Origin of the sequence: Shewanella subflava (assembly GCF_025971955.1) — a bacterium.
GTDB classification, from domain to species: Bacteria; Pseudomonadota; Gammaproteobacteria; order Enterobacterales; family Shewanellaceae; genus Shewanella; species Shewanella subflava.
Map to the genome: position 1 here is coordinate 25,877 of NZ_JAPDMX010000016.1, position 16,931 is coordinate 42,807.

The following is a 16,931-nucleotide window of genomic DNA, read 5'->3' on the forward strand; positions in this document are numbered from 1 at the left end:
GCACTTTTCTGCTTTAGTGGTAACCTGTCCGCATGATGTGTAACGAGTGGTAGCAATGACAGATATCGCAACATTAATGGCAGCATTAGCGCCAACAGAAGGCGTGAATCCAACTCATTTAAAAGGCGTGCATGTATTTAGAGGCTCGCAATATGGCGCACGTGGACCTATGTGTTATTCACAGGGGATGCTATTTGTCGGGCAAGGTAAAAAGCGCCTGTATTTAGATGAGCAAACATTTGATTACGACAGCCACAATGCATTAGTGATGACGGTGCCATTGCCGGTGGAGTGTGAAACCTTTGCCAGCCCAGAAGAACCTGTGTTGGTATTAATGGTCGATATTGATTTAGTACAGTTGAATCACATTATTCGCTTGATGGATGAGCATAATCAAATACCCAAAGATTTGAATGAGTCGCGTCAATCGGGATATTTTGTGGTACCGACCACAGAAGAGATGGATTGCAGTGTGTTTAGGTTGCTGCAAGCTTTACAATCGCCACTTGAAGCTAAGGTGATGGGCGAGGCATTAGTGCTTGAGCTGTTATATCGATTACTTGAAAGCCCCAATGCCGCACCTTTGTATGCATTATCGCTTAGCCACACCCGCTTATCGCGAGTCGAGAAGGCGTTAAGTTATATCCATCGGCATTATGGTGAGTCAGTTGAGGTTGATACCTTAGCGGGGCTGGTGAACATGAGTCCATCGGCATTTCATCGCTGCTTTAAAGAGGTAACAGCCTCTTCACCAATTCAATATTTGAAGAAAATTAGATTAACGCGCGCGAAAGAGCTACTTCAAGCCCAGCGGTTAAAAGTAAAAGATGTGGCCACGCAAGTGGGCTATGAAAGCAGCGCACAATTTAGCCGAGAGTTTAAACGTTACTTCGACCAAAGCCCCGGTGATTGTGCGCGCCAATAACAGACATAAGGCTAAAATAATGATCCCAACCAGAATCACGTTCTTTGAATACTTAACCCCGCTGGTGGCCAGCGGCGCTAAAACTATTACCATTCGAGATGCGTCAGAAAATCACTATGTACCCGGTACACAAGTGGAAGTATTCACCCTTGAGACCCATGAAAAGGTTTGTGATATTACTATTTTGTCAGTTGAGCCTTTGGCGTTTGATGACATTAATGAATTCCATGCCGAGCAAGAAAGCCTGCCTCTGGATGAGCTAAAACAGATCATCCAACGGGTTTATCCAAACCAACAATCCTTGTTTATGATTTCATTTGAGCTGGTTTAGGAGAGTTGATCTGAACCCACTAAATTTGGGCGTTAGTTTTTTGAGGATAAACGTTGATTCTATATAAATATATGTCGTTTAAAGCTGCTATTTCAGTTATTGAAAACTCATCACTCGGCTTCTCTTGCTTAGAAGATCTGAATGATCCATTTGAGTGTACAGCCTTTGGTTTTGATGAGTGTGGTGACTCATTCGTAACCGCAACAATGGCTACAAATGCTTGTAAAAATCGTTTTTCAAGAAACTATGGTGTGCTGTCACTTACTAGGCAACCATTGAATTCGTTAATGTGGGCTCACTATGGGGACGAACACCAAGGCGTAGTAATTGGCTTTGATGTCAAATTAGCTGGATTTACTGATGAAGATGCATGCGTCATACCCTGTCAGTATGGAGAAATCGTCTATTCGGCAACTAAGCCACATAAAAATTTGTCTACTTTAAGTAGTGAAGAATTGATGAGTATAGGAAATGGCATCAAATTTAACATTGATGCCTTTAATTTAGTCAAAAGGGCATTTTTGTACAAATCTATTGAATGGAGCTACGAAGAAGAAATTCGAGTTGTTAAGGATATATCCGCTCTACCGTTTAGCTACCATGTCGGTAAGGGGCGCAGTAACGCTTGGAATAAAATCTCGGTAGCAGGGCGTCCATTGTATTGTTTGGATATACCTGAAAATGCTGTTAAGGAAATATATTTAGGACGGCATATATATAAAAATGTAACTAAAAAGAACGATTTCTCCGATGATGAACTTAAAGAGATCCTTCTTTCATGGGGACGCAAAGATTTAAAATTATTACAATGTCAGCCTGATGTACACTCATGGCAATTAATAGCAGAAAAATCAATCAACAAAGCTAACGAATAAAGATAAGCCGCGTTCTTGTCCCAAGTGTGGAACAAGCCTGAGTGATACCTTTATAGTGTAAATATCGAAATTAGTGGGGCTGAGCAAGCCTAATCGAAGATGTAAATTATTAGGTGTAAGCGCGGCTGTGACCGTCGATGGCATGGATGCCATCGTTGAGCTTACAGGGACGTACTTGCAGCGTGTCACAGAAGTGCTTACGCATAAGGTTGGCTCCTGTACATGTGGAGACTCTTATGAGAATCGTATCTTTTACTGAAGCGAGAAATGGTCTTAAAGCTGTTTTGGATGGTGTCGTTAATGACGCCGATACAACAATTATTACACGTCGTGATTCTGAAGATGCAGTGGTAATGTCTTTAGACTATTACAACAGCCTTATGGAGACCCCGACTTATCTCAGGCATTGAGGCTACAAAAACGTTATCGATTGAGTTACTCAATAAATAATCATGCTTTATTTGCATTGAGGCTATCGGGAAAGGCCTGTTAGCTTGGCCTGTGAGGGATGGGGATTTTGCGATGTAGCTTCGATTGTTGAATATATTAATCGTTACTAAAACATGACCTGCTTAACAAATAAGCATTAAAAATCCTGTTAGTTTACCCTTTGGTTTACATAGCGTTGCCTACTTCACATTTTATCTATATCTAAAGTGGTACTTTCAGGTTCCGCCTACGGGATATGTTTTTTACTGCTTTGTAATCAATGATTTTGCTTTCAAGCTTTGCTCACTAGGATTTCTATGTCTTCTATTATTCAATCAACATCCGATGCGTTGATTACGCCTTATCAATCTAATATTACCGTGCCAAACTGGATGGTCAGTTCAATGGAAAAGGTCATGCAGTATTACGTTGATAAAAACCTGCGCCTAGACACCATTTCAACCGACCGCATGCCTAAGCCGGTGGAAGGGCGCAAGTACATGCTTTATGCGCACATTCCGTTTTGTCATACCCTGTGTTCATTTTGTACTTTTCATCGTTTTTTATTCCGTGAAGATAAAGCGCGTGAGTACTTTGTTGCACTGCGTAAAGAAATGCAGATGGCCAAAGATTTAGGTTATCAGTTTGACTCTATGTACATTGGCGGCGGTACAACCACGGTATTAGAAGATGAGCTTGCGCGAACGATTGAACATGCCAAAACCTTGTTCCCCGATATTAAAGAAGTCTCGTGTGAGTCAGACCCACAGCATTTAGCTAACCCTGAGTTTAAACAATTGAAAGGCTTAGTGGACAGAATGTCGATTGGGGTTCAAAGCTTTGATGACGGCATCTTAAAAATGACTGACCGTTTAGATAAATTTGGCACAGGCCAGCAAACTTTTGACCGCATTATGGCGGCAAAAGAGTTGTTTCCTATTATTAACGTGGATTTGATTTTTGGTTTTCGTGGCCAAACCGATGACATTATTCAGTCGGATCTTGAAATGGCATCACGGTTAGACCCAAGGCAAATTACCACCTATCCGTTGATGATCACTCATCAAACCCGTAAAAGTGTAAAGGGCACACTGGCAGCACCCCATGGTGAAATGATTAATCAATATCGTCAAATTTTGAACAAATTGACGGGGCAATATACCCAATTGTCAGCCTGGGCGTTTGGTAAAACCAATAATGAGGGATTTGACGAGTACGTCATTGATCATGATGAATACTTAGGTGTAGGCTCTGGATCATTCAGCTTCTTAAATGACACCTTGTATGTGAATACTTTCTCATTGAAAAAATACCAAGAGCGCATAGCCCAAGGCCGTATGGCGGTAGAGCAGCAAAAGTTTTACCACAAAAAGGAAGTGATGCAATATCGTTTTCTGTTAGGTATGTTTTCTGGCCGATTATCACGTAAATATTTCCGTGATGAATTTGGGGTGAACCTAGATACCGCACTGTTTAAAGAAATGAGCTCGATGAAAGCCATTGGCGCTATCAAGAATGACCCTGCGCATCCAGACCGCTTAATCGTAACCGATAACGGCAAAATGATGGGGCTATTGATGATGAAAGAGTTTTACTCAGGGATGGATAATGTCAGAGCCCAACTGCGCAAGCCATTAACCGAATTAGATACGTAGTTTTGTGTATTGGACGACAAAATTAACGGTAACTTAGGTTGCCGTTTTTTTTATAAAGGGTACTCTTGAATTATCTCAATTAAGTAATTGTGTTTTTTTTATGGCTAATATTTTATTACTGGCAAACATCAATTGTGACCGTATTCTTAGGTTGGATAAACCCTTGCAAACGGGGGGCCGCTTTCATTATCAAGATGGTGGTTTACGGCTTGGCGGCGGCGGGGCGAATACGGGGTTGGGTTTGGTTTGGGCGCAGCATAATGTCTCGCTTGTGAGTCAAGTAGGCACCGATGAAATTGGCGATTGGATTGTCGCGCAGGCCAGTACCCAAGGATTAGATTGTCGAATGGTGCAACGTTTTAAGGGAAATACCTGTGAAATGTTACTGGTGATGACCCCAGATGGAGAACGCACCATTATTCGGCCACAACGTCCCGTTTTTACCTTAGACAAGCAACCAAACTGGGCTAATTGGGATGCTTTTTATATCAATACATCCGCAATCGGCGCCGATACTTGGGCGCTTGCGGCCATGACGCAGTCAAAAACGTTAGTGGTTGCACAGTTAGCTAAAGATGAGCGACCAAGACCTTGCCATGTTTTAATTGCGTCCATTACCGACATGCAAGGCCGTTGCGGGCAGGATTTGTGGGCATTTGCGCAATCTATTAGCGGCGAGCATTTACGGTATTTTATTGTAACCGATGGCGAAAATGGCGCTAAAGTATACCAGCAATCAGGTTATCAACATGTTCCCGCTATGTCTGCTGATGTGGTTGATACCACAGGTGCAGGGGACAATTATGCCGCTGGGGTTATACATGGCTTATGTGGCGGCGCCAGTATTACTGATGCCATGACAGAGGGCGCACGCTGGGCGGCATTTGCTGTTGCGACGCCGAGTTCGGTTCCTGGAGATAAATTAAAAAACTATCTGGCTGGTTAACTTGTCACTGGATTGTCACAAAATTGGGGTAGAGTGTTCACTGTTGAAGCGTTAATTGGCGCTTTACAGTCTTAAGCGTTTTTGTTCTGACTCTATGCATGTTGAGCCTGAACTCCCCATTTTCTATATTCTGCCTTACCATTTATTGGTGAGGCTTTTTTTTTGATGATTTTTTAGGTACTTTGATGATTTAAAGCAGATCTTGTTCAAGGATGTACTGAGTGAAAAATCGCATCGTCAATAAAATATCGGCACTTTATGTGGGCGATCAAGTGCAAATGCACAGTGGTGTCGCCAGCTGTATTAATCAAAAACATGCCGTGCAAAAACTGGCAGTGCATTTTGATCATCTAGTGGGTAATGCAGAGGCAGACCCTAAGCATCATGGCGGCTTAGATAGAGTTTTACACCATTTTCCGCGTGAGCATTATGGCCAGTACCGGCGTTGGGACATGATGGCATCGTTTAAAGATGCTCCAGCGATGGGGGAGAATATCAGTACCGTTGGCTTGAACGAATCACAGGTTAATATTGGTGATATTATGCAAATTGGTGATGTGACCTTACAGGTGACTCAGCCACGTTCACCGTGTTTTAAACTTAATCTACAATTCGGTCATCCTGAATTTGCGCTGGCAATGCAAAAAAGTAAAATGTGTGGCTGGTTTTATCGAGTATTATCAGAGGGTAATATTGGTTGCGATGATGCAATTTATCGTGTCGATCGCGTTTCAGATATCAGTGTCGCTGAAGCCATGCACATCTATTTTTTGCCTGAATTTAATGCTGAACAATACCAACGTTTATTACAATGTTCGGGATTAGCTCAATCTTGGGTAAATTCATTGTCTCGTCGTATCAGTGATCACGCGATTGAAGATTGGCAGATGCGGCTGTATGGTAAAGCTTAATTATTACGATAAGGACATTTCATGGAAGATTTACAATCCACTCATCAGTCAAATAATCAAAAACAAGCGCGCGATATGGGCGTGTTGGTGCATGCATCCAGTTTTGCAGGGTATATGATACCTTTGGGCAGCATTTTAGGGCCATTAATTGTGTGGTTGATGAAGCGTGATGAGTTTGAGTTTGCCAATCAATGTGGAAAAAACTGCCTCAATTTTAAAATCAGTTTGTTTATTTATGTGTGTATTTCAGCGGTGTTAATGTTTGTGGGTATCGGCTTTATTTTGCTTGGCGCTTTGGCATTGTTAGACATCATTTGCACGATTATCGCGATTATAAAAGCGACCGAAGGCGTGGCATATCAATACCCATTAGCAATTAAGTTTTTTAAATAAACGTTCCGTTTAAGCGAATAAAAAATGCCGTAAACTGATATCAGTTTGCGGCATTTTTGTCTTTAATGGCTGGCACTATACTTTAAAGCGTGCCACTAACGTATCTAGGCGATTAGCTAGTTGATTCAATGCTTTACTGGCTTGAGCAGCGGCTTGCGCCGTTTGTGCTGTACGTTGAGTGATGTCGTTAATTTCGGTGACGTTACGGTTAATATCTTCTACAACCGTTGACTGCTCTTCCGTTGCCGCAGCAACTTGAATATTCATGTCACTGATAGAGGCAATTTGCTGACTAATACCGCTAAGTGAATTACTCGCTTCATCAACGGCTTGCACACCCTCACGAGAACGGTTACGCGACTGTTCCATTGCACTGACCGCTCGGCTGGCTTCTGCTTGCAACTTATCAATCATACTTTGCACTTCGTTGGTTGATGCTGCGGTGCGTGATGCGAGGTTTCTGACTTCATCGGCAACAACTGCGAAACCCCGACCAGCTTCACCAGCTCGCGCAGCTTCAATGGCGGCATTTAACGCAAGTAAGTTGGTTTGTTCCGAAATCGCGCGGATCACATCTAAAATGCTGCCAATCGATTTAGTGTGTGTGGCTAAAGATTCAATCACTTCGCCGACTTGTTCAACGTCATTAGATAGCTGGTTAATGGTATTACGCGCACGGGTAACAACCTGTTGTCCCTCTAACGACTCTGTATCCGCCTCACGAGCGGTAACCGCGGCCTGTGCGGCATTGCTGGCGATTTCATTCACCGTTGCGCCCATTTCATTAATCGCCGTCACCACCATCACAGTGCGGTCTTTTTGCAAATGGCTGTCTTCTAATGTTTGGTGTGCTTGGTTAGAGACATCTATTGCCGATTTGCCTAATTGTTCACTGGTTTGGGCTACTTCAATAACAGAGTCTTGGATTTTACTGATAAAACTGTTAAATCCGCGCGCAAGCTGGGCGATTTCATCTTCACCATTAACAGGTAAGCGTTGACGTAAATCACCTTCACCTTCACCAATATTGCGAAATAGCTCAGCCACTTGGGCGATAGGGCGGCTGACTGAGCCAGCAACAGCAATGGCGATGGCAATAAATAACGCCGCAATTATGATGGTTGAAATGAGAATTTGATATGACGACTCTTCTAATAGTGCGAACACTTCAGCTTCAGGCACTTGAGCCACTAAATACCAATCCATTGATGGTATATAACTGCTGGCAATAAGCATGTGTTTACCATCAGCATCAGCTTTAATGAGGTTGAAGTCATTTTTATTCAACAGCTGCTGAACGTTCACATTTGGATAAAGTTGGCTCAAGCCTTTTTTACCCATTTGGTTTTTATCTTGGTGTAGCTTGACCTGACCGTCTGCATCGACAAGGTAAACAAACCCTGTGTCTTCAATTTTGAAAGACGCTAGCAGGTTAACCATGTCATCCAATGATTTAGCCAGTCCAACTAAGCCTCGGCCGTTTGGCTGCTGGTAATTAATAAACAGTTTTACTTCGCCGTTACTTTCAGTAAATACATTGAGCATTTTTTCTTGACGGCTGTCGCGATAATCAAAAAACCAACCATCTTGCTGCGGTGTGAGTACTCGTAAAAAACCATCTTGAGTGTAATAGGCGGCAGTTTGACGGTCGGCGTAAGATGCTTGTGCGAGATCATATTGGGTGGCGATATCATTTAACTGAGCCACGACAGCAGTTTCTTCACTTGCTGGGCGACCTTGCTCTAACCAATTGAGTAACATTCGGCTGTTGGCTAGTTGCTCAGCTGCGTTCATTAATGAGCTGATATCCAAATCAATCTTGTTACGGATCTGCAGTAAGATACTGGGCATTTCAGACGTTAACATACGCTCTTCAACCACATTTTTTGCGCTGCGCTGACTTAGCACTCCGACTAAAACGGTTGAAAGCAGTACCGCCAGTGTGACGGTAAGCAGTATTTTTTGCTTAATGGTTAATTGACTAAAAAAGTTCATGTAATACGCCTTGTTGCTGTAATTAATCTTTATCGGTCAGAGAGGCAAAAACTTAAATAAGCTTAGCCTATTAGACGAAAAAAACGCACAAATTATTGTGCGTTTATTATTATGGTTAATGCCAACTACCCAACAAGATTACATGTTTGGATAGTTAGGGCCACCACCACCTTCAGGGGTTACCCAGGTAATATTTTGGCTTGGATCTTTAATGTCGCAGGTCTTACAGTGAATACAGTTTTGACCATTGATAACAAACTTTTTATTGCCAGCTTCTTCAACCACTTCATACACGCCAGCAGGGCAATATCGTTGTGCTGGCTCATCGAACTTGACGAGGTTGATGGCAATCGGCACGCTCTTGTCTTTTAAACGTAAATGACAAGGTTGATTTTCTTCATGATAGGTACTTGATAAATATACCGATGAAAGCTTATCGAAACTGAGTTTTCCATCCGGTTTTGGGTAGTCAATTTTGCTGTAGTCGCTAGCGAATCCCATATTGGCATAATCTGGGGTTTCATCTCTGAATGTCACAGGGAACTTACCGCCAAACCAGTTTTGATCAATAAAGTTAAATGCGCCACCGATTAAGGTACCAAACTTATGCAATGCGGGGCCAAAATTGCGCGATTGATATAATTCTTCATGTAACCAGCTTTCTTCAAAACGGGTTTGGAAGCAATCTAAATCTTTACCCCCAGTTAAGCCGGCAATTAAGCCTTCACCTAAGGTTTTCGCGGCAATTATGCCACTTTTGATTGCCGTGTGTGTACCTTTAATTTTGGCAAAGTTTAATGTACCGGCATTACAGCCAATAATCAGCCCGCCAGGAAAGCTCATTTTAGGTAATGAGTTTAAACCGCCTTTAGCAATGGCTCTGGCACCATAGGATAAACGTTCGCCGCCAGTTAAATACTGCGCTATGACTGGATGGGTTTTGTAGCGTTGAAATTCATCAAATGGACTTAAATGTGGGTTTTTGTAGTTTAAGTCAACAATTAATCCCACCGCGACCTGGTTGTCTTCCATGTGATACAAAAAGCCGCCTCCAGAGGCGCCATTGTTTAACGGCCAACCCCCCGTATGCACCACCTTACCTTGTTGATGTTGCTCTGCTGGGATTTTCCATATTTCTTTAAAACCTAAGCCGTAATGTTGCGGGGTTTTGCCATTGTCTAAATGATATTTTTCAATAAGTTGCTTGCCTAGGTGGCCTCGGCAGCCCTCTGAAAAAACGGTATATTTTGCATGAAGTTCCATGCCAGGCATGTAACTGTCTTTAGGTTGACCGTCTTCACCCACGCCCATGTCGCCGATTAAAATGCCTTTGACGCTGTTGTCATCATTAAACAGTAATTCGCTAGCAGCAAAGCCGGGAAAGATTTCCACGCCCATGGCTTCGGCCCGTTCGGCTAACCAACGGGCTAAATTACCCACGCTAATAATGTAATTACCATTATTGTGCATGGTTTTGGGGACTAAACTATTGGGAATTAAGCGTGATTGGGTGTCTGAATTGAATAAATAAATGTCATCGTGGGTGACTTTGGTTTTTACTGGCGAGTCAGCATCGCGCCAATCATCAAATAGCTCATCTAACACATCAGCTTGAAATACCGCACCTGAAAGAATATGTGCGCCGACTTCAGAACCTTTTTCCACCACACAGACGGTGATCTCTTTGTCTGCATCTTTTGATATTTGCATTAGACGACATGCGGTTGCTAATCCTGCAGGACCAGCGCCGACGATTACTACGTCGAACTCCATTGATTCGCGTTCCATCTTATCACCTTTCAATTACCCGTTTTGTCGGGTTTTTTTGTTTTTATTACGCCGTATAAACGATCGTTTTATCTTTTTACTAACCTTACCGCAAATTTATCCAGTAGCCCAGTATTTCAATCGATTTGATCATCGTGAGCCGAGTCACAATTCACTGTAGAACTTGTCTTCATTATGGACAAATTCAATAAAATGACTACTTGTCAGTTCAGTTTTAGGCCTATAATCAAGGTTGACGGTTCTCCGAGCTTTTTATCCTACGTCACCAGATATGGGTATTTAGCCGTGGTAATAATGCCACCGGGGTGGGCAAAGAAATGCACTCACCTCCCACACTTGGAAAGGTTAACATGTCCCAATTACAAGACAGTTTTGGTCGAAAATTTCACTATTTGCGCATGTCAGTCACTGACGTGTGTAATTTCAAATGCACCTATTGTTTGCCTGATGGCTATCGTCCCGATGGTAAGCCAAGCTTTTTGACGTTATCAGAAATTGAACATCTGGTGGCGGCCTTCGGCGAAGTCGGTACCCAAAAAATTCGTATTACCGGTGGCGAGCCCACGCTGCGTAAAGACTTTACCGACATAGTGCGCATTGTTGCTGATAATCCTAATATCCATACCGTGGCGACAACAACCAATGGTTATCGTTTAGAGAAAAACGCGAGAACTTGGTACGACGCAGGTTTAAGGCGCATTAATGTGTCGGTTGACAGTTTAGATCCGCGAATGTTCTATCAAATCACGGGTGAAAATAAGTTTGATGAAGTCATGCGTGGTATTGATGCCGCTTTAGAGGCGGGATTTGAGCGGGTTAAAGTCAATGCGGTATTATTGAAAGATCTAAACAGTAAAGATTTACCGCGTTTTCTACACTGGATAAAACACACACCCATTGATTTGCGTTTTATTGAGTTAATGGAGACGGGCTTAGGCCATGATTATTTTAAAGCGCACCATTTAGCGGGCGCGGATATTAAAGCGCGATTGATGGCTGAAGGTTGGTTGCATGATAAGCCCCGTGTTGATGACGGCCCTGCACAAAACTTTAGCCGACCTGATTACCAAGGCCGTATTGGCCTGATTATGCCTTACGCAAAAGACTTTTGCGCCAGCTGTAATCGCCTACGGGTATCTGCTAAAGGTAAACTGCACTTATGTTTGTTTACTGAAAATGGTTTAAATTTGCGTGACTTATTGCAGCATGCCGATCAACGTCCAGAGTTAATTGCACGCTTACATAGTCAATTGGCCCAAAAAGAACAAACCCATTATTTACATCAAGGGATCACGGGTGTCACTCAGCATCTTGCATCTATTGGTGGTTAGTTTTATTTCTCTCAAATATAAAGGCTTTAATTCATGAGCAATGCATTTACCCACATTAATGCTGATGGCAATGCCCATATGGTCGATGTCACTGAAAAAGCGGTTACCGAACGTGAAGCACGCGCTGAAGCATTTATTGAAATGGCTCCCGCAACCCTTGAAATGATCATGAGTGGTAGTCACCATAAAGGTGATGTGTTTGCCACAGCGCGCATTGCAGGTATTCAAGCGGCAAAAAAAACCTCTGATCTTATTCCCTTGTGTCATCCATTGATGTTAACCAAAGTGGAAGTTGATTTAGTGGCAGAGCCTGAATTTAACCGTGTTCGCATTAATAGTTTATGTAAATTGTCAGGTAAGACGGGTGTTGAAATGGAAGCGTTAACTGCTGCGTCAGTTGCCGCGTTGACGATTTATGACATGTGTAAAGCCGTGCAAAAAGATATGCTGATCTCACAGGTGAGATTGTTAGAAAAGCGTGGCGGTAAATCAGGTCATTTCAAGGCATAGTGTGATGGTTGAGTTGTAATGAAAGACTCGGCAAAATTGTATTAATCTCGTTTTTACACAGTAAAGAGACCCCTATGATCCAAGTATTATTTTTTGCTCAGGTTCGTGAATTATTGGGCACGGCTAAACTTGCATTTCCAGCACAAGATATCACCACGACTGAATCCTTAAGAGCAGCATTAGCCGCTCAAGATGACAAATGGGCTAAGGTTATGGCTTCTGACAAGTTATTGGTCGCGGTTAATCAAACGATGAGTCATTGGGATTCTGCAGTGGCTGACGGTGACGAAGTGGCATTTTTCCCTCCAGTTACGGGAGGTTAATGGTAATGAAAGCGGCAAACATACGTGTACAAACGGCAGATTTTAATGTTGCTGAAGAATATGCCCTGCTTGCAAGTGATAACAGTGACGGTGCTGTGGTTAACTTTGTGGGTAAAGTGCGTGACTTTAATGATGGTAATCCAGTCACTGATTTAACCTTAGAGCACTATCCTGGTATGACAGAAGCGGTACTGCAGCAAATTACCGAGCAAGCCCATGCCCGCTGGCCATTGAATAATGTCACCATTATTCACCGTGTAGGGACCATGGCTTTAGGTGAGCAAATCGTGTTTATTGGTGTAACCAGCGCCCATCGTAAAGCGGCATTTGCCGCATGCGAGTTTTTGATCGACTTTTTGAAAACCAAAGCGCCATTTTGGAAGCTAGAAGCGGGCGATAGCGGCAGCCACTGGGTTGATGCCCGTGACAGTGATGAACAAGCTGCCAAAATGTGGCAACCGTAACCTTGTATGATGCCTTTATCTGATAGGGTTGATGGTTTTTTTGTGCAAAAATTAGCTTATGCGAAATCGTTAATTCAAATCAGCGCCAAAATAGCCATATTATTGATGTTTACCGGCTGCTTGATGCAGCCTCACTTTGCTTTTTCCTCTTCAAATCCCCCTATTGCTGTTGCGGCCAACGTTAAGTTTGCTATGGATGATATTGCCGCCCAGTTCACTCAAGATACGGGAATGTCAGTACGTTTGAGCTATGGTTCATCGGGCAATTTTGTTTCGCAAATTCAACATGGTGCACCATTTGAATTATTACTGAGTGCAGATGAATTTTATCCTAATCAATTAGTTGAAGCAGGGTTCACCCAAGACGAAGGTCAGATTTATGCGATGGGGCGTTTAGCTATTGCAGCAGCAAAAAATTCGCCATTAGCGTTGGATAGCCAGTTGCTTGGGGTAAGGGCATTAATTGAATCCGGTAAGCTAAAGCGTTTTGCTATCGCCAACCCAGCCCATGCTCCCTATGGTGAACGGGCACAGCAGGTATTAGACAAACAAGGTTTGTGGCAGGCGGTTGAGCCTTATATTATTCTGGGCGAAAATGCCTCACAAGCGGCACAGTTTGCAGTTAGCGGTTCGACTGAAGGCGGTATTGTCCCTTTGTCATTGGTGTTAACTCCAAACTTTGAACGAATGGGCCGGTATGCCGCCATTGATGACACACTTTATCAGCCAATCAAACAACGGATGGTGTTAATGAAACAAGCCTCTAACACGGCGGTTGCATTTTACCATTACATACAAACTCCTGCTGCACAGGCCATCTTGATTAAATTCGGTTTTCATGTGCCCGAATCGACTCAGCCCCCTGAGATAAACCACCAATTATCAGCGCCTGAAGGGAGTCAATAATATGGATTGGCAGGCTATGTGGTTATCGGTAAAACTCAGTAGCGTGACGGTATTGTTACTGATCCCGTTGGCACTGATTGTCGGCAGGGCATTGGCTTATCGCCAGTTTAAAGGCAAGTCTTGGGTTGAAGCGCTGATTATGGTGCCGTTAGTGCTGCCACCTACGGTGGTAGGTTATTACCTGTTAGTGGGGATGGGGAATCAAAGTTGGCTAGGGCAATGGGTTGAACAGCTTACAGGGCAGCAACTGGTATTTCACTTTTCAGGTTTAGTTATCGCATCTATTCTGGTTAATATTCCTTTTGCGGTGCAGCCTATTCAACGCGCCTTTGAAACCATTCCTAAAGATGTTCGGGATGCCGCAGCATGTTGCGGTATGAGCCGCTTTACCCTGTTTTTTAAAGTTGAACTCCCTATGGTTTGGCCTGGGGTGTTAACGGCGTTGGTTTTGTGTTTTTCCCATGTACTTGGTGAGTTTGGCGTAGTGTTGATGCTAGGTGGCAATATTGCTGGCGAAACCAAAACAATCTCAATTGCTATTTACGACAGTGTGCAAGCGTTTGATTTTGATGGTGCAGGTACCATGTCGTTAGTGCTGCTATTGTTTGCCATCAGTGCATTGGCGTTGACAACGAGCCTTTCTAGGCGACTAGGAGGCCATCTTGGTCACTCAAGTCGCTGATCTGAAGTGTGATTTTTCACAGTTATCGCCGATCCCCTTAGAGGCACATTTTCATTGTAAAGCCGGTGAAATGCTGGCGGTTGTTGGCCCCTCTGGTGGCGGTAAAACTACCTTGCTGCGAATGATTGCTGGGTTAAGTCGGCCGCAATCAGGCAAAGTCACTTATGGCGACCATGTCTGGTTTGATAGTCAGCAAAAAATTCATCAAACCCCACAGCAGCGTCATATTGGTTACGTGCCACAGCATTTTGGTTTGTTTCCGCATTTAACTGCGATGCAAAATGTGATGGCGGGATTAGATCATGTGCCTAAATCGCAGCGTAAGCAGCGCGCTTTAGCATGGCTGGAAAGAGTTAATCTTGATGGTTTACCCGACAGGTTGCCTGCACACTTGTCTGGTGGACAACGGCAACGAGTGGCTTTAGCAAGGGCGTTGGCGCGTGAACCATCGGTGTTACTGCTTGATGAGCCATTCTCTGCGGTAGACAGAGAAACTCGCGAACGGTTATACATTGAACTGGCGAGATTAAAATCCCAATTAGCTATCCCCGTGATCATGGTGACCCATGATATTCATGAAGCACAATTACTCGCAGATCGGATGATTTTAATCAGTCAGGGACAAATGTTACAGCAAGGTCGACCTTTTGAAGTGATGTCTCACCCTCGAAATGAAGCGGTTGCCAGACAAATGGGGTTACGTAATATATTTGATGCTACGGTTGTTTCCCAAGAAGAGGGGCGGGAAATGACATGGCTGACGTTTGGGCATAATCAAATAGCGACAGAAAATGCCCCTAAGATGTCTGTTGGGCAACAGATCCGCTGGGTTATTCCTAATCAAGGGATTCGATTTAACGCTATCACCAGTGGTCGATTATGCAAAAGCATTAATAAGCTGGATGTTGAAATTGAATCTTTATTAGTGATGGGCGAGATGGTGCGAGTGATTGCGCGAATAGCAGGCGTCGAACAGGTCATTAATGCTGATATTCCACTGCATCTTTGTCATAAATTAGCATTACAACAAGGTCAAAAAACAACCTTGGCATTGAAGTCTGACCAAATTCATATTTTACAAGCTTAATTTTAGCTCGCCTCATCACATCACTACATGAGTATCATTCCTAATAATTTGCTGCTTGTGAGATTGTATGATCAATTATTAATCTTAACTTTCTTGGGTCTTGAGTGGGACTTAGGTAAAGTATAACAGTACGCATTCTTTTACATTTGAGGCTTAAAATGGTTCGGTTGCTTGTTGCGCTGTGCTTGTTTCCATTGGTATCTATGGCCGCACCATCGATACAATCATTAGTATCCCAAGAAGGCTTATTAACGCCAATATCAGTTATGGAGCAATGGGAGCAACAAGAACAGGGAACCCTGTGCGGTTTTGGTCTTGATGTCGATAATGAACAATTAGTTTACCTATTGTCAGCCATTAATACCGATTCAAAACGCCTTTATCAATTTGAATACAGCGCTTTAGATGGTGCTCTACTGGATGAAACCAGTCAGCCATACGAGGGTAACAACATTGAACAATTACACGCTGTTAGCCTGATGCGTGAAAAAAATATTTCTTTTTCGTCTTTAGTCAGTTTGGCCATTCAAAATCAAAATGGTTTTTTACTTCAGGCTGATTTAGACCACGACCTATCAATAAGTTATTTAGAACTACAAATGCTCAGTAATGAAGCTAAAAAAGTGATTGCTTTTGATATTGAGAATCTCCGTCCATTACCACTACTTAAATGGGATTAATTGCGACTATGACTATGCGTATTTTGATCGTTGAAGATGATGCCACAACATTGAAATATGTGGCTGAAGGATTTACCGCGCAGCAGTATAGTGTTGATAGTGCAACCGATGGCCAAGAAGGGCTAACACTGGCGAAACACAATCAATATGACTTGATTGTTTTGGACCGCATGTTACCAAAACTTGATGGCTTAACTTTGCTTTCTGCACTACGTACGAGCGGAAATAAAACACCGGTTTTGATTTTATCGGCCTTAAGCCACGTAGATGAAAGAGTCAAAGGTTTACGTGCTGGTGGCGATGATTACATGACCAAGCCATTTGCATTTGCTGAGTTACTGGTCAGGGCAGAAAAACTGGCTCAGCGTAATGTTGTTGAACCCGCTAACACGGACATTGAAGTCGGTGGGCTGAAAATGGAGCTATTAACTCGCAATGTGACCTTAGACGGTAAAGAGTTGATGTTGCAACCAAAAGAGTTTCAGTTACTTAAGTTTTTAATGGAGCATCCAAATCAGGTTATCAGCCGCACATTGTTGTTTGAAGCCGTTTGGGACTATCACTTTGATCCGCGTACCAATGTGATTGATGTGCATATCGCAAAATTACGTCGCAAGTTTGAAGAGTTGGGTCATGGTGAGTTAATTGAAACCGTAAGGGGTGCTGGATATCGTCTTTGCAAAGGGCATTAAGCCTTACC

The 16,931-nt window shown here is 43.1% G+C and carries 18 protein-coding genes, 1 pseudogene and 1 riboswitch; of the genes and pseudogenes, 17 read left to right on the forward strand and 2 right to left on the reverse strand.

Annotation, left to right across the window (positions count from 1 at the left end; genetic code table 11):
* Nucleotides 1-55: 55 nt before the first annotated feature.
* The 8 genes and pseudogenes from OHT75_RS07410 (at nt 56) to OHT75_RS07445 (ending at nt 6,465) form a co-directional block, all read left to right on the forward strand.
* Entirely contained in the window at nt 56-925 is an 870-nt protein-coding gene (locus OHT75_RS07410; protein WP_264725858.1) for an AraC family transcriptional regulator, read from the forward strand.
* Nucleotides 926-944: 19 nt separating this feature from the next.
* Complete coding sequence (gene yqfB / locus OHT75_RS07415; RefSeq protein WP_264725859.1) at nt 945-1,256, forward strand: N(4)-acetylcytidine aminohydrolase; 312 nt, start codon at nt 945-947, stop codon at nt 1,254-1,256.
* A gap of 53 nt (nt 1,257-1,309) precedes the next feature.
* Nucleotides 1,310-2,131: a DUF2971 domain-containing protein gene (locus tag OHT75_RS07420; protein WP_264725860.1), complete on the forward strand. Its 822-nt coding sequence runs from the start codon at nt 1,310-1,312 to the stop codon at nt 2,129-2,131.
* Nucleotides 2,132-2,367: 236 nt separating this feature from the next.
* Nucleotides 2,368-2,535: pseudogene (locus OHT75_RS07425) on the forward strand (type II toxin-antitoxin system Phd/YefM family antitoxin); the annotation flags it as partial.
* Nucleotides 2,536-2,877: 342 nt separating this feature from the next.
* The gene (locus tag OHT75_RS07430) at nt 2,878-4,215 is read left to right on the forward strand and encodes a coproporphyrinogen III oxidase family protein (RefSeq protein WP_264725861.1); all 1,338 of its coding nucleotides are present in this window, start codon (nt 2,878-2,880) and stop codon (nt 4,213-4,215) included.
* 100 nt (nt 4,216-4,315) lie between these two features.
* On the forward strand, nt 4,316-5,161 hold the full coding sequence (locus tag OHT75_RS07435) for a PfkB family carbohydrate kinase (RefSeq protein ID WP_264725862.1): 846 nt from the start codon (nt 4,316-4,318) through the stop codon (nt 5,159-5,161).
* Between the two features lie 221 nt (nt 5,162-5,382).
* Nucleotides 5,383-6,072, forward strand: coding sequence for an MOSC domain-containing protein (locus OHT75_RS07440; RefSeq protein ID WP_264725863.1), 690 nt, complete (start codon nt 5,383-5,385; stop codon nt 6,070-6,072).
* Nucleotides 6,073-6,093: 21 nt separating this feature from the next.
* Nucleotides 6,094-6,465 carry a DUF4870 domain-containing protein gene (locus OHT75_RS07445; protein ID WP_264725864.1) on the forward strand — a complete coding sequence of 124 codons (372 nt, stop codon included), beginning with the start codon at nt 6,094-6,096 and terminating at the stop codon, nt 6,463-6,465.
* A gap of 75 nt (nt 6,466-6,540) precedes the next feature.
* Here the strand turns inward: OHT75_RS07445 and OHT75_RS07450 are convergent, their stop codons facing one another.
* Together OHT75_RS07450 and OHT75_RS07455 are read right to left on the reverse strand one after the other, a co-directional pair.
* Entirely contained in the window at nt 6,541-8,460 is a 1,920-nt protein-coding gene (locus tag OHT75_RS07450) for a methyl-accepting chemotaxis protein (RefSeq protein WP_264725865.1), read from the reverse strand.
* Between the two features lie 138 nt (nt 8,461-8,598).
* Nucleotides 8,599-10,248 carry an electron transfer flavoprotein-ubiquinone oxidoreductase gene (locus OHT75_RS07455; RefSeq protein ID WP_264725866.1) on the reverse strand — a complete coding sequence of 550 codons (1,650 nt, stop codon included), beginning with the start codon at nt 10,246-10,248 and terminating at the stop codon, nt 8,599-8,601.
* A gap of 229 nt (nt 10,249-10,477) precedes the next feature.
* Nucleotides 10,478-10,611, forward strand: a riboswitch (molybdenum cofactor riboswitch).
* On the opposite strand from OHT75_RS07455, the gene moaA reads away from it, so the two are divergent.
* The 9 genes from moaA (at nt 10,599) to OHT75_RS07500 (ending at nt 16,923) form a co-directional block, all read left to right on the forward strand.
* Complete coding sequence (moaA, locus tag OHT75_RS07460) at nt 10,599-11,579, forward strand: GTP 3',8-cyclase MoaA (protein ID WP_264725867.1); 981 nt, start codon at nt 10,599-10,601, stop codon at nt 11,577-11,579. Its footprint overlaps the riboswitch before it by 13 nt.
* 33 nt (nt 11,580-11,612) lie before the next feature.
* Complete coding sequence (moaC, locus tag OHT75_RS07465; protein ID WP_264725868.1) at nt 11,613-12,089, forward strand: cyclic pyranopterin monophosphate synthase MoaC; 477 nt, start codon at nt 11,613-11,615, stop codon at nt 12,087-12,089.
* A gap of 74 nt (nt 12,090-12,163) precedes the next feature.
* Nucleotides 12,164-12,412, forward strand: a complete 249-nt coding sequence (gene moaD / locus OHT75_RS07470) for a molybdopterin synthase sulfur carrier subunit (protein WP_264725869.1) — start codon at nt 12,164-12,166, stop codon at nt 12,410-12,412.
* A 5-nt stretch (nt 12,413-12,417) separates the two neighbouring features.
* Complete coding sequence (gene moaE, locus OHT75_RS07475) at nt 12,418-12,876, forward strand: molybdopterin synthase catalytic subunit MoaE (RefSeq protein ID WP_264725870.1); 459 nt, start codon at nt 12,418-12,420, stop codon at nt 12,874-12,876.
* Between the two features lie 105 nt (nt 12,877-12,981).
* The gene (modA, locus tag OHT75_RS07480) at nt 12,982-13,782 is read left to right on the forward strand and encodes a molybdate ABC transporter substrate-binding protein (protein ID WP_264725905.1); all 801 of its coding nucleotides are present in this window, start codon (nt 12,982-12,984) and stop codon (nt 13,780-13,782) included.
* A 1-nt stretch (nt 13,783) separates the two neighbouring features.
* The gene (gene modB / locus OHT75_RS07485; protein ID WP_264725871.1) at nt 13,784-14,464 is read left to right on the forward strand and encodes a molybdate ABC transporter permease subunit; all 681 of its coding nucleotides are present in this window, start codon (nt 13,784-13,786) and stop codon (nt 14,462-14,464) included.
* On the forward strand, nt 14,445-15,551 hold the full coding sequence (locus OHT75_RS07490) for an ABC transporter ATP-binding protein (RefSeq protein ID WP_264725872.1): 1,107 nt from the start codon (nt 14,445-14,447) through the stop codon (nt 15,549-15,551). The genes modB and OHT75_RS07490 overlap by 20 nt, the downstream gene beginning before the upstream one ends.
* 158 nt (nt 15,552-15,709) lie before the next feature.
* Nucleotides 15,710-16,231 (forward strand): hypothetical protein, encoded by a 522-nt coding sequence (locus OHT75_RS07495; protein ID WP_264725873.1) that lies wholly within the window; start codon nt 15,710-15,712, stop codon nt 16,229-16,231.
* Between the two features lie 14 nt (nt 16,232-16,245).
* A complete protein-coding gene (locus OHT75_RS07500) occupies nt 16,246-16,923 on the forward strand; it encodes a response regulator transcription factor (RefSeq protein ID WP_264725906.1) in 678 nt (225 codons plus the stop codon).
* The last annotated feature ends 8 nt before the right edge of the window (nt 16,924-16,931 follow it).